Source organism: Photorhabdus temperata, from assembly GCF_025384845.1.
GTDB classification, from domain to species: Bacteria; Pseudomonadota; Gammaproteobacteria; order Enterobacterales; family Enterobacteriaceae; genus Photorhabdus; species Photorhabdus temperata.
The window spans coordinates 26,523-38,906 of sequence record NZ_JAJAFX010000047.1 but is presented as its reverse complement, the minus strand read 5'-3'; the positions used below and the strand labels follow the sequence as shown (position 1 = coordinate 38,906).

Sequence of the window (12,384 nt, the reverse complement as noted above, 5' to 3'; positions counted from 1 at the left end):
AGTGAATATTTGTTTACTGCATTTGATGGCAAACCCTTCGCCAAGGGATCACATGCGAACATTATTGATGTTCTCAATAAAAAGATGGCCCCTCACTTCGATCCCTACACTTCCTGGTCTATCCACGATTTGCGCAGAACCATGCGTACCGGAGTTTCTGAATTAACACCGCCTCATGTGGCTGAAATTATGATAGGGCATAAATTACCGGGAATATGGCAGGTGTACGACAAGCACACCTACCTGAATGAACAAAAGGAAGCATATGAACGCTGGTGGGCGAAGTTGACTAAAATCGTTTCCCGTTCTCCCAGTCAAGAATATCCTGCCACAAAAAATTAAGCTGATCGGATTTAAACTTGGGTTTTGGGAAGCCCTCCCTTTTTTGCTTCCCATTGCTCACCCACAATCTGATAGTGTGTGGTTTTACACCGTATCGCTCGGCTAATTCTTTTGTTTTGACATAGGGCGATTGATTCATTTCTCATCCCTTTTTTTAAACGCATTAAAAATCGTCATGATTTCTACAGAAAATATACCAATGCTGCTACCGTTAATATAGATTTCAAAGTCTAAAGGCCAGGAATTGCCGCGACCAGTGCGTTTCTTGAAATATTCTTCTGCTGCCATTTCAGCAATAACTATTCCGTTGTTTGGTAATGTTATCGAAGTGCAAAACCTAACTGCGTCATCTGGATATTTTTGGCCGAACGATTTAATGATGTATTCATGTTTTGACATTTTTAATTACTCCACAAATAAATTATTCGATCTCTCGCCGCTTCATGCGGGTGAATATATCTCCAACCACCAAGCGCTTTGGGATAAGATTTAACTTCACACGCTGCGATATGCTTGGCTTCTATTGATGCCAAGCCATAGAATATAAAGGTGTTAGTGATGTAATGTAAGAACATTCTTTTCCACACGAAGTAGAAATAGTGACATAAGTAGTCATTCATCTACCACCTCGACCCAAATATCAACAACATCAGGTATAAATTCATTCATTGTTCAATCTCCAATACGAATTTATTTGTAATGTAATCCCGATATGACAAGCCTACTTCATTGCTTCTTTTTCATAGCATCCAATAAAATATCCTGCACTTGGCGTTTTGAATTACGCCGTTCCATAACCATTTCATCTACTGTATGAGTAGCAACAATATGATGTATCCAAACCGGCCGGTTATATCCGGCTTGTGCCTGTCGCGTGGGACCAATGCGCTCGATGATCTGCTGGTACTGCTCTAAATCCCACCAGTGAGAGAAGAATACTAGGATGTTGCCGCCGTCTTGCAAATTTAATCCATGACCGGCACTAGCGGGATGGGCAAACAAAACTGGGATCTTTCCGGTGTTCCAGTCTCTTAGTGTCTGTGAATCGTCGTCTAAGTGGCGTCCGCGTGGGAAGGCTTTAAGCAGTCGTTCTAAATCATGCTTCCAGTGATACGCGACTAGTACCGGCGTACCACCGGACTCATTGATAATACTATCCAGTGCCTGTAGTTTAGCATCGTGCAACTCGGACCAACTACCTGTATCGTTTGTATAGATAGCGCCACTCGCGATTTGCAAACATTTCATGGTCTTGGCTGCTACGTTCGGCGCTTCTATGTCTGTACCTCCAATCTCTAAAAACATTTCCTTTTCCATTGCTTTGTATTGTTTGAAGGCTTTAGCAGACAGAGTTACCTGAATGATGTTATGAATGGGTTCCTGAATATCGAACCAATCAGCAGCATCTAATGATAGGGTCAAGTCGCGTAAGGCTTCATGTATTTGTTCTTGCGCGTACGGCCGGGCTTCAATTTTATTGATACCCGTACCGCCCATTGGAATACTGTTAAACCAACGAGTTGTAAACGCACCGAACGTACGGCCTAAGCGTTCCCCTTGATCCACAAACCAAGCCTGGCCCCATAGATCCTGTAAGCCGTTCGGTGAGGGGGTGCCTGTCAGATTTACCCAACGATGTACAAATTTGTGAGCGACTTTTGCCAGCGCTGCTGCACGTTTGCCACCTTGCCGTAACCGGAAAGATTTTAGTCGGGTACTTTCATCAGCAATGACAGTACCAAACGGCCATTTTTTCCCCAAGGTTTCCACAAGCCAGACGAGGTTGTCATAGTTCGTTGTAAAGACACTGGCATTCGTGTTTTGCAAAGCGAGAGCGCGTTCTTTAACGAAACCTGTAATCGCCTGTACTTCGATATTTCTAAAGTGGTCCCACTTATCGACTTCATCAGGCCATGTAGATTGCGCCACGCGAAGTGGCGCTAAGATTAATGACGGGCGGGTTTCTGAGCCTGCCATATACAGATTTTCTAGTGCCGTTAACGTCGCTACGGTTTTCCCCATACCCATTCCAGCCCAAATATTTGAACGAGGGATGTCGATCTCGTGGTTAATAATGAGGTCTTGATATGGTCTGGCGTGAAAGATTTTTTGCATATACGTACGCCTTTATATCTGCGGATAGCTCTATTTATTTATCCCACCATGACTTACCATATTCACCCGGATAATCTTTACTAAAGTCTAAAAAAACGGTTTTATGTTTATCGTTTATTACGATATTTCTCTCTTTTACTTCCATCCAACCCCCGTTATATTCATCGGGTATATCTACAATATAATTACCTTTGCCGTTTTTGCTAAGTTGTTGTAGTCGCGAAATAAGAGTATCAACTGTGAATGGTTTACTCATTTTTGTTTCTCCGTTATAAGGTCTTCTAATTCCATCAAAAACAGAAGGCAACACGCAGCGTGTGCAAGGTGGGAAAGATTGCTTTCGGGATCGTATTTTTCACCAGAACGATAAGCGAAAATATGCCGCATTAACGCGTCGAAATATCTAGTCAGTCCATTAGGAACGTATTTCCAACCATCAGGCGAATATTTATTCGCGCCAAATTCCAAAACGCGCAGGGTTTCTATTACCGGTTGCAAAGGTAATAGACTAAATCGATATTTACCGGCGTCATGTTTATCATATGGCTTAAAAATTCGAGTGCTGCAAAAGTTACAAACTTTAATATGAGAGATTGTCCGAATTTGACTATGTTCACGTTTTTTACAAATCGGACACATTGCGTTAGTTATCATAGAATTCCTTCCAAATTTTTAGAATCGAGTACGAAGACCTCACAGCCTAGTGCACGTAGTTTGTCGTGTACACGTAATTGGTCGTGTCGTGGTTGTTGACCGGGGGCTTTGCATTCAACAAATATGATACGGCCTCCGGGAAGTATAACGAGTCGGTCAGGCACGGAACGCCGACCGGGTGATGCGAATTTGTAAGCGATGCCGCCCGCTTGTTGCACGGCTTTGACGAGATGCTTTTCAATACGGTCTTCACGAATGTATGCCATAACATCACCTCTTTTTCTTTTTGAGTTTTTCCCTTTCAATTTGCATCAGACAAAAGTCAGCGCGGTGTTCGCTCCATGTTTGATTTAGTGGGTTGCGAGAAAAGCGGTTAGCTTTAGACCAAGCTTGAGCAGCCTGTCTATACTCATCTTCTCGCTCAAGCTGTGCAGCTTCATGCGCAGCCCGTAAATAAAGCGGGCTGTCACGATATTTGAATGCCATAAAATTATCACCCGCTGATATTTAATTTATAGGTTTGAAGCCACGTAATTATTTGTTGGAATTCATTAGCATGAATACTCTGTATATCGTCACGATGGGTTAATTCGGTTGCGATATATTTAATTGCGTTTTTCATATATTGAGGTGTGTAAAAAGCGTCAAACTCATATAATTTGACATCACCCACTCTTACACCTGTTGGCATGAAATTATTCCAAATCATCCGTAGTGTATAAAAAAGATGATCTGTGGACATTTCAGATGGAGTTAATAATTCATTGCTATGTGTTTTCCAACGCCAGACAATAGTATCGTTATTTAAAACGAGTTCATCGATATTCATTTATATTAGTCCTTACGATAGTGATAAGCCTCGAATCCCCCCGCATTAAGTGGTAAATCCAAAGCCCAATCTGGGTTAGTCGAAAGCAGGCTACTTAAATGCTCATGGGTAAAATCCGGGGTATCTTGTGCTTCCGTTAATACTTCATCATGCACCGTCAACACTATATTATATCCGGCGTCTTCGATGCGCGGCATGTTCGATGCGAGTACATCGCGAGCCGTAGCTTGCGTCACGTTTTCAACTAATTTCCCGCCATAAGTATGAAGTCGTTGCCATTTGCGAGAATAAGTGTTTACCCCCATATAACTGATCTTGCCGTCATCACAGGGCGATGGGTAGCAAACGGCACGGCCGGACGGTAACTGAATACGTAGCCAATTGCCGTCACGCCGGATTTTTAGCGTGCGGCACTGCAATGTAATTTTAGGCATTGCGATAGCCCGTTTTACGGTTTCTTCCAGTTCATACCAAAACGACGTGGTAGCCGGGTGTGCATTGCGCCACATCCGCTTAAGCGAATCACAAGTAATAAAAACACGCTCAGTTAAACCGTATGTCTTTTTTTGTTCAACCGATTTCTTGTACCAGCTTAACGACTCGCGTTGTACAGATGTGGGAATGTTAGCTAAAGCTGCATCTGCAAGGGCTTCTAAGTCTAAACTGTATGCTGCGGCAAACGTCAGAAACGCGCCGACACCGCCACCGTAGCCCAAACCCAGTTCCATAACTTTCCCAATCTGGCGCTGGTCTTTCGTGACTTCATCAGGCTGGATATTGAAAGCACGTGCGTAAGCCAGCTTGTAAAGATCGTGACCGCTGCCCTCGTCGAAATCTCGAAATGCCTGAGTTTTCCAGTCTTCGCCCGCCAGCCAGGCAAGGACGCGGCCTTCGATATTAGACAAGTCGCTTACAACCAGTTTTTTACTTTTAGGCGCAATAATACAACCGCGCAATGCGGAACTGGTCAACTCCATGACGTTATTAAACAACAAATCTGCGGCACCTGCTTTTAGTGCGTCGATACCAAAATCAATGACATCTTGCTTTAGTGCTGGCCGTGGGAGATTTTGAGGCTGGAACAACCTCCCAGCCCAACGACCTGTACGTGACGCGCCACAAAATTGTAAGGTGCCGCGCAAACGTCCATCCCGGTTTACCCCATTTACCAACGTCTTATATTTACTTGTACTCGTCGTGCTTGCTTGCAGGCGAATACTGAGTAACTCGCGTAGTTCAAGCGGTAAATCTGGGTCGCTTATCCGACGTTGCAATGTACTGGCCTGCATATCCGGCAGTTCAACGCCATAGCATGTGGTGATATGCAGCAACAGGGCGTCACGCTGCGTTGCTGCATGTACATCATCGTCAGTTAAGGCTTGGGTACGTTTTGCAAGCTGTTTCTGCTCCTGATTGACCGCAGTGATAGCGGCGTTGGCAAGTGTGATATCCATTCCAACCCCGCGATCATTGATGCGTTGATCAAGATGCCACAAAGCCAACTCAATGCCTTGGTAATTCCAAACAGGTAGCTTTTTATGCACTTCGCGCATGGCGTCAATATCCAGTCCGGCATATTCAATAAAACGTTTCCATTCTTCGGGATGGGTTTCGCGAGTAGCCCGGTGCACTTTAGCGTTTTTAGGGCGGGGCTTACAGAACAACTGGATCAGCGCTTTGCCTTCTTTATCTTTGGTTTTATCTTGTGGAACGTTCAATATTTCACATAAAGTGCCTAACGCTCCCGGCAAACCATGTGCCAGCGCTTGCGCCATTGTGTCGCGCCAGCGAGCTATTTTTTCACAGGGATGTGGCAACGCTTTACGACCTTGAAATAACTGGCTACGTGAATGGATGACAATTGTGCGATCGAAATGTGAATTATGCGCGTAGATTTCCACATCCGGATCGTACAGAGTTATCCGGAGTAGTTCGGGCATTTCCTCATTGCTAGTAACATCCCACACGTTGACTTGTTCATCGTCAATGGCCCAGGCAAAGAGCATAATCTCCGCGCCTTCGGCATAAGCGTGTATCCCATTTTTGATTGGGATTTCACTATAGGTTTCCAGGTCGAGCCAGAGAATCTTTGGCATGATGCATGGCCTTCTATAAGAGTACCCGGCCTGAGTGACCGGGTAATGTACGGTTAGATTAGGGCTTCCGCGTCAGCGCCGTCTGCTATATCGTCGAAATCATCTTCACTTGCCACGCCACCCCCGGCGAAGGCATCACCGTCTTTGCGGAACTGGACACCGCCGAGTGAAGCGGAAATACCTTTGCCCTGGTTGTCATACGCAAAAAGGGTAATCGCCGCGTCAACATAGCAGCCTGAATAGGGGCGACCATCGGCGGCGGTTAGTGGAGTTTTGTCACGATCGATGACTAAAGGTCGGGCTTTGTTGCTCGCACTGATATACATATGGCCCGCGTAGCCTTCGTATTCTGATTTTTCATCGCCATCACGATAGTTAAAGCGCATGTTGTTACCGCGAATGGATTTGATAACCGAGTCCGCTTTAGCCCCCCATTTTTCCGTTGCCACTTTCTTAATCGCGGCTTCTATCTCGGCGTTTGCCGGATGGTCATTCGGGATCAGAAAAGTTGCTCGAAATTTGAAATCGCCCAGGCCGTTAACTTGGGTAGCGTCAAAGAGGTCAGGGAAGGCGAGACGGACATTGTTTAATTTTACTTTCATAGTTTTTTTCCTTTATATGAGATCGTCGGCGTTTGCCGTCAAATCGTCAAAGTCATTTACGATATTGATATTTAAAGCAGGGCGTGGGTCAGCGTCGGGGACAACAGCGGGCTGGCCTTCCGCTCTGGTAATAAGGGCTTGGAGTTTTGTCCATCGACGCGGGCTTTCTTTTTTGAGCAATTTTTCTGCCTGGGTTGGACTGATAACCTTTCGTGTGTAAATGGGATTGCCCTTAAGTTTAAAGCTCTGGAGCATTTTTTCCGCAGCATTTTCATTTTCCCAGGCTCGGTTACCGGGTTTACCTGTTACTAATTTAAAACCCGGTATAACGTTACCGGCGTGTAGTTCATCCTGGACGCGTGAACGAACGGCTTTACACCAGCTTTCAATAAAGTCGAGTTGACTATACACGTCGGCAAGATGTGCGTTATCCGCGTTGCGAATATGCTCTTTAGCCCCGGATAACTGCGGCTCAAGTTGTTGGGAGAGATCAACAAAATCATTAGCTACGGTATTAAAATGGTGTTGTTCTCCGGCTTTACATACGCTTTGGGCTTTACAGAACCGGCATTGCTTTTCACCCGGCGTGAACACATCAGCGGGTAGTGTTTCAACACCTTCGCATTCCGCGATAGCGGTTGTAATAATGACAGACGCCGCCGCTTCTTGCGCTCGTTCTCCGAAAATCCGAAGGTCCTCAACGCTAATCGCCCATTCCGAGATGTGGTTGAGTCGCGGCTGATGGATGAACAATCTAACCGTTGTGAAATCGTACAACATACTGAACTGATCAAGCGCACCCAGCGCATAGAGCTGTAACTGCTCGTTTTCATCAGCGTAGACTTTTACACCTTTGCCATACTTAAGATCGTGAATTTGTAATTCATCACCTTTAATGACGATTGCATCCGCGGTACCAAAGGAGTTAGCAACTCTGATTACATCTGAGAAATCGACTCTTTGCTCTATGAGCAGCTCACAGCCCTGGGCAAGTTCCCAGACGGTATCAACATAAAGGCCCACAGCCTCTACCATTTCCGAATTAACTTGTGGGGTACCATATTCGTTGAGCGGATAAGTCCCTAAGTAGTCCGCCGTATTCAGCCCACAAGTTAACGTGGTTCCCGCTAAAAAAGCGGGATTCTGACGGTTACGTAAGACACATTCACCTAGTGCATGTGCGGCGGTTCCTTCTAGGGCAAAGGGTGACCCTTTATCATCGGGTATATCGGCTTCGAGTGCTAAACTGCCGTGGCACCGGAGCCATCGATGTGCAGAAGAGGGGGACAAACGTGCGTGAGTCGTTGGCATCGTCAAGCCTCCAGTGCGGCTTCAGCGAGCGCAATGATTTCGGCTAACTTCTCGTCAGGTACTTGGCCCAGTTTTTTGGCGTTACATGTTGCCAGAATATCGACGGCTTCTTGCCGATAGCCGTTCGTCGCTAAATGCAGAATGTAACTTTCAGCCTGTTTACGCAGTGCTGGAAAATCCATATCTTTTTCTGGCTCTGGCTCTGGCTCTGGCTCTGGCTCTGGCTCCTGGTCACAAGTTTTAGCTTTGCCTTCACTCAACAGTTCTAAGGCAAACTCTCGGCGTTCTGTAATGCCAGGGATATCATCCCAGTTAGCCAGTATTTCTAAACATAGGTCGAGAATGACCGAATTATTTTGCCCGTTGAGTTCAGATAAACCTGCTAATGCTGAATGCAGTGCATCTGCCCGCCCGTTCCGAGCGTCGCCCACTCCGTCTATGATTTTCCGGGCGGCTTGGTATTTATCGTTGGTCATGGTATGCGCATCATCTTTAAACAACACTGCGAGAGCGACTACCGTCTCTAAATCCAAGGTGTCAATATTGACATCTTTAATTGTAATTTCCGTATCAGTAATCGGTTGTTCCGATTTATTTTTGGTATTTTTAATTTTCGCTGGTGTTGGTTGAGTACTCGGGGTGAGGGTATTATTGCTGCTGAGTGCGGCTAATAACTGCGTTAACAACACGTTCTGTTGCGATAACAGTTCATTATTCAACGCTAAGTTTGATTCAAGACTCATAGAAATGTACCTCGCTACACATATAAATTAAGTGGAAAAGTAACGTTCGGGGTTTTTTCCAATAAATAACGCTTACGTAACCAACGTAAACGTCGAACGGCGTTATTTGTTGGCATTTTTTCGAGTGGGACAGGTTTTACTTTTTGCATTGGTTTATGCCTCCTTTTCTTGTTTGAAAGTGCACTTGCCGATATATTCGATTAGCTGGATGCACTTTAAAATAAGAAAAAAGGTGCCCCAAGATTGGGGCAAATAAGGAGTGATACACAGAACGAAAAATAATGAAATTGAGATTTAAAACTCACCCTTGTTTATCTTAATTAACGCATCAAAATGTTGTTGAACGGCTTCTTTAGCTAAATGAATCCTGCCGCGCTCTAATTTTCGCAGATCAGAGATAAAACCATTCCAAATGGTTTTGGAAACTTCATCCATTCCCACATACCAATATTCTGTGCCTATTTCTAATTTATAATCAACAGGCTTCGGAAAACTGACGTTGCCGACAGTGATCATTTCGGGCTTGCGGCGATATTGCATATTTAGCTGCCACAACGGGTGTCCGCGGCAATCTATCCACGGCGCAGTAAAATCATTTGGTTTTTGTTCCCACAATTTCCAAGGCTTATCAGTTTTCGAAGCATCAATCGCATATTCAAGCATTGAATCAGCGTGCACGTGTCTTTTATTGTCTGACATTGTTTAATCCTCACTTTATTAATTGTATTTAATCAACCGGCTACACCGTCAACCCGAGCAGGAAAATTCAAAAAATAGTTAAAATCGGCTCCAGCTCTTTCAATGCAAACCGGATAGTCTTTCCCGGTTTTATATTGAATTTCTTCTATCACGCCTAATTTCGATAAATCATAAACAAATAATTCTCCTCCTCCAATCGTGTAAAAACCTAGTCTTTCTGACGGGCATAGATTTAGTATTAGTTGCAATTTATCAAGCCATTCTATTTCTGTTTTATTTAATTTACTCATTAATTGTCCTCGTTAAAGACTGGCTTCCCTGTCAGTAACTCCCTATTTTTCCCAGTGTGGCGAAGTAATCATTCGATTAAATCATAAAAAGTACCGTAAGTTATCTCTTCAAAACTATCCCATTCATCTCCCAAACGTTCTTTTAATAGTTTAATTAGTTCTGATATTTTCATAATATTCACTCTTGTTAATATAACTAAATAACACTAATCACATATACCTATTATTGATTTTATCGTACATTTCTTTAAGATGAATCTTAGCGGGATAAGTATCTATAATTTTCCTCTGAGTTGAGAAAATTTCTTTAGCAACTTTTAAAAACTCTTCTTTCTCGCGGCAAGCATCAAGACGATTGAATACATCATAGCAAGCATCAACATCATAACATTTAACAGAAATAACAAGTTGATGACGTAGATAAGATTCTTTAACATGTTTAATTGATAATCCACAGTTGATTTGTGCCATACCATCAGCAACAACGCGGGTGATATAATTTGCTGTTTTGTATTGATTTGACATGATATACCTCTTAATCACTAAATTTACTTTTATCTTGCATATGCTTTAGAACAGCTATTGGCGCTATATTTGAGCCTTTTGACATATCCGTAATTGCAAGTTCACACATATTGATTTGACGCTCAAAAAATAATTTTGAATAGGCTTCGAAGATGTCAGTATAAAGTTCACCGAGTTTCTTCGCGGCTATCCTTTCCGCTGATATTGATATTAGATATTTTGGCTTAAGAAAACGATAACTTCTTTAAGATGCTTTTCAGAGTTTATTGTAGCTGGCAATTCTTCTTTAACACTCTTATCCAGATAGATGTTTCCCTTCCAAGTTAAGTCGTTTTCATTGTTGTACATGATGAACATAGGTTCAGCTTCTGTTTCACCGTCTTCGTTTATTTCAGAGAACCATACTACATCTCCGTCTTGTTCATCAGTAAAAGTGTTGATTTCGATATTTCTTTTTGCTGCGAAGTTGATTGTAGTTTTTGTAATTTTCATTTCTTAACCCTCTCTGTAATTAATAATTAGCATCCTTGCCGATAATTCCCCGTTGTTTCCTGATGTGGCGAAATTATTTTTTCACCCCCGTCAATCTGAATTCAACATTGGCATCATCAAATATATCTCGCAATAGTTCGACTTCGTATTTTGCTTCATCGTCGTTATCAGCTTTAACCCAAAGCGTTGTCGCTTGACTGTTAATTGAGAGATATATAATTTCAACTTCGTACATTTTTAACTCCTAACTTTAATTAAAATCTAACCGGGTTGTTGCTTAGTGGATTTACTAAAGCACCCCGCAGGGCACTTTATAAACACGCTTCGCGGTCTATCCGCTTTGTTACTTCATGATAGGTTTCTCCTCGGGTTGAAATTTGCACAACTTATCAGCTATACCGATGCCATCATTTCTACGAGCCTTGATCGCCACGCGAACCCGTTTGCCTTCATCCCTTGTCCAGCGCTTTTCAGCTATGAAGCAATTCGGTATGCCTGTTGTGCGGTCCAAATTGTTAAAGAGCGGTGTTGCTTGTCAGGTTGTTAAGATAAGTATTCTTAACTTGGTCATTAAAGTTAAGCAATCTAAACGTGGATTGTCAAGAAAAAAGTTAAGATAAATAAATTTATTTTCTTGAGATAAAGAAAAGCCCGCTATATAAACGGGCTTATTTAGTTGGAAGGAATTAGAGGGTAACCGTATACCAAAACACTCTACCTATGATCCGTATTTCGTTTGCTTTTTCACCTATGCATTCATCATCTGCATAATCACGACGATTATATGAACGAATACGTATCCCACCTGGAACACGATATAAAATTTTCACACGAAGCATACCGCTATGTTCTATAGCATACATGTTACCGTCTTTGATAACTGTGTTTGTAGTGTCAATACCTACAACCGCGCCATCCGGTAATACTGGTTCCATGCTGTCACCAGTGATATATACACATGCTGCATGTTCGGGATTAATGCCTGCTTTGAGAAGCGCAGAACGAGCAAATCGTAATTTGTTTCCTCGGTGATCAAGTTCAACAACGCTTTCTTTCCCAGTTGATAACGATATCTCTTTGAAAAATGGCATTTCTATTTCATCCTCACTGAGTGGTGTTTCCTCGTCACTCCCGTAATCAAATGCGGCGATTGTGCTTGCATTCGCAGTGATTTCCGGAGAATGATTTGCATCGGTATTCACACCATCCAGTAAATAATTTACGGTCACGCTCAATTCTTTAGCGAGATTAACGAGATTTTTGCCATTGGGTGCAGTTACACCAGATTCCCATTGTGAGATTGTCGCTTTTGTTACGCCGATTCGCTTTCCTAGGGCTTCCTGCGTAATTTTTTGTTTCAGTCTTGACTGACGTATTCGTTCATTTTTCATGTCATTGCCTCTTAATTAGTTTAGATAGCTTAACTCAACTGCTGTAATGTTGTCTTGACTTGTTCGTTTAGTTTTCTTAACCTTGAGGTTAGTTAAACTATTTCCAAGGAAGCCGTGATGAAGAAAATAGACGCTATAGCGCTGGCGGGTAGCAAAGCTAAGTTGGCACGTTTGCTAAAAGTCTCAAAAGGAGCAGTTTCACAGTGGGGAGAGGATATCCCTGAATTAAGAGCATTACAGATAGAAAAATTACTAAAAAATAAAAAGCATCTGTTAAATCACAACGAGGCGTAAA

General features: G+C 43.0%; 18 protein-coding genes and 1 pseudogene. 2 read left to right on the top strand and 17 right to left on the bottom strand.

The annotated features are described in order from the left end of the window. Positions 1-342 (top strand): annotated as a pseudogene (locus LGZ99_RS17365) (tyrosine-type recombinase/integrase); the annotation flags it as partial. Between the two features lie 135 nt (positions 343-477). Here LGZ99_RS17365 and LGZ99_RS17360 read toward each other — a convergent pair. The 17 genes from LGZ99_RS17360 to LGZ99_RS17280 form a co-directional block, all read right to left on the bottom strand. Beyond that, complete coding sequence (locus tag LGZ99_RS17360; protein WP_036839580.1) at positions 478-741, bottom strand: hypothetical protein; 264 nt, start codon at positions 739-741, stop codon at positions 478-480. 327 nt (positions 742-1,068) lie between these two features. Continuing rightward, complete coding sequence (locus LGZ99_RS17355) at positions 1,069-2,457, bottom strand: SNF2-related protein (protein ID WP_036839578.1); 1,389 nt, start codon at positions 2,455-2,457, stop codon at positions 1,069-1,071. Positions 2,458-2,491: 34 nt separating this feature from the next. Continuing rightward, complete coding sequence (locus LGZ99_RS17350; RefSeq protein ID WP_036839577.1) at positions 2,492-2,713, bottom strand: hypothetical protein; 222 nt, start codon at positions 2,711-2,713, stop codon at positions 2,492-2,494. Next, positions 2,710-3,111 carry a dATP/dGTP diphosphohydrolase domain-containing protein gene (locus LGZ99_RS17345; RefSeq protein WP_200875291.1) on the bottom strand — a complete coding sequence of 134 codons (402 nt, stop codon included), beginning with the start codon at positions 3,109-3,111 and terminating at the stop codon, positions 2,710-2,712. Before LGZ99_RS17345 ends, LGZ99_RS17350 begins: the two co-directional genes overlap by 4 nt. Continuing rightward, positions 3,108-3,377, bottom strand: coding sequence for a PDDEXK family nuclease (locus LGZ99_RS17340; RefSeq protein ID WP_036839575.1), 270 nt, complete (start codon positions 3,375-3,377; stop codon positions 3,108-3,110). The genes LGZ99_RS17345 and LGZ99_RS17340 overlap by 4 nt, the downstream gene beginning before the upstream one ends. 4 nt (positions 3,378-3,381) lie before the next feature. Further along, on the bottom strand, positions 3,382-3,597 hold the full coding sequence (locus LGZ99_RS17335) for an ANR family transcriptional regulator (protein ID WP_036839572.1): 216 nt from the start codon (positions 3,595-3,597) through the stop codon (positions 3,382-3,384). A 7-nt stretch (positions 3,598-3,604) separates the two neighbouring features. Next, positions 3,605-3,940, bottom strand: a complete 336-nt coding sequence (locus LGZ99_RS17330; RefSeq protein WP_051769517.1) for a hypothetical protein — start codon at positions 3,938-3,940, stop codon at positions 3,605-3,607. A 5-nt stretch (positions 3,941-3,945) separates the two neighbouring features. Next, a complete protein-coding gene (locus tag LGZ99_RS17325) occupies positions 3,946-6,036 on the bottom strand; it encodes a DNA polymerase (protein ID WP_036839571.1) in 2,091 nt (696 codons plus the stop codon). 53 nt (positions 6,037-6,089) lie between these two features. After that, a complete protein-coding gene (locus LGZ99_RS17320) occupies positions 6,090-6,638 on the bottom strand; it encodes a DUF2815 family protein (RefSeq protein WP_036839569.1) in 549 nt (182 codons plus the stop codon). A 12-nt stretch (positions 6,639-6,650) separates the two neighbouring features. After that, entirely contained in the window at positions 6,651-7,949 is a 1,299-nt protein-coding gene (locus LGZ99_RS17315) for a DUF2800 domain-containing protein (RefSeq protein ID WP_036839568.1), read from the bottom strand. A gap of 2 nt (positions 7,950-7,951) precedes the next feature. Beyond that, positions 7,952-8,692, bottom strand: a complete 741-nt coding sequence (locus LGZ99_RS17310; RefSeq protein WP_262979378.1) for a hypothetical protein — start codon at positions 8,690-8,692, stop codon at positions 7,952-7,954. A 294-nt stretch (positions 8,693-8,986) separates the two neighbouring features. Continuing rightward, entirely contained in the window at positions 8,987-9,391 is a 405-nt protein-coding gene (locus tag LGZ99_RS17305; protein ID WP_036839567.1) for a hypothetical protein, read from the bottom strand. Between the two features lie 32 nt (positions 9,392-9,423). Further along, complete coding sequence (locus tag LGZ99_RS17300) at positions 9,424-9,681, bottom strand: hypothetical protein (protein ID WP_036839565.1); 258 nt, start codon at positions 9,679-9,681, stop codon at positions 9,424-9,426. 210 nt (positions 9,682-9,891) lie between these two features. Further along, the gene (locus LGZ99_RS17295) at positions 9,892-10,206 is read right to left on the bottom strand and encodes a hypothetical protein (protein WP_036839564.1); all 315 of its coding nucleotides are present in this window, start codon (positions 10,204-10,206) and stop codon (positions 9,892-9,894) included. Positions 10,207-10,416: 210 nt separating this feature from the next. Continuing rightward, positions 10,417-10,698 carry a hypothetical protein gene (locus LGZ99_RS17290; RefSeq protein ID WP_036839562.1) on the bottom strand — a complete coding sequence of 94 codons (282 nt, stop codon included), beginning with the start codon at positions 10,696-10,698 and terminating at the stop codon, positions 10,417-10,419. 73 nt (positions 10,699-10,771) lie between these two features. Next, positions 10,772-10,933 (bottom strand): hypothetical protein, encoded by a 162-nt coding sequence (locus LGZ99_RS17285; protein ID WP_160171160.1) that lies wholly within the window; start codon positions 10,931-10,933, stop codon positions 10,772-10,774. 451 nt (positions 10,934-11,384) lie between these two features. Further along, positions 11,385-12,089, bottom strand: coding sequence for an XRE family transcriptional regulator (locus tag LGZ99_RS17280; RefSeq protein ID WP_036839561.1), 705 nt, complete (start codon positions 12,087-12,089; stop codon positions 11,385-11,387). Positions 12,090-12,206: 117 nt separating this feature from the next. Between LGZ99_RS17280 and LGZ99_RS17275 the strand changes: the two genes are divergently transcribed. Further along, positions 12,207-12,383, top strand: coding sequence for a Cro/CI family transcriptional regulator (locus tag LGZ99_RS17275; RefSeq protein ID WP_072008858.1), 177 nt, complete (start codon positions 12,207-12,209; stop codon positions 12,381-12,383). Position 12,384 lies beyond the last annotated feature (1 nt).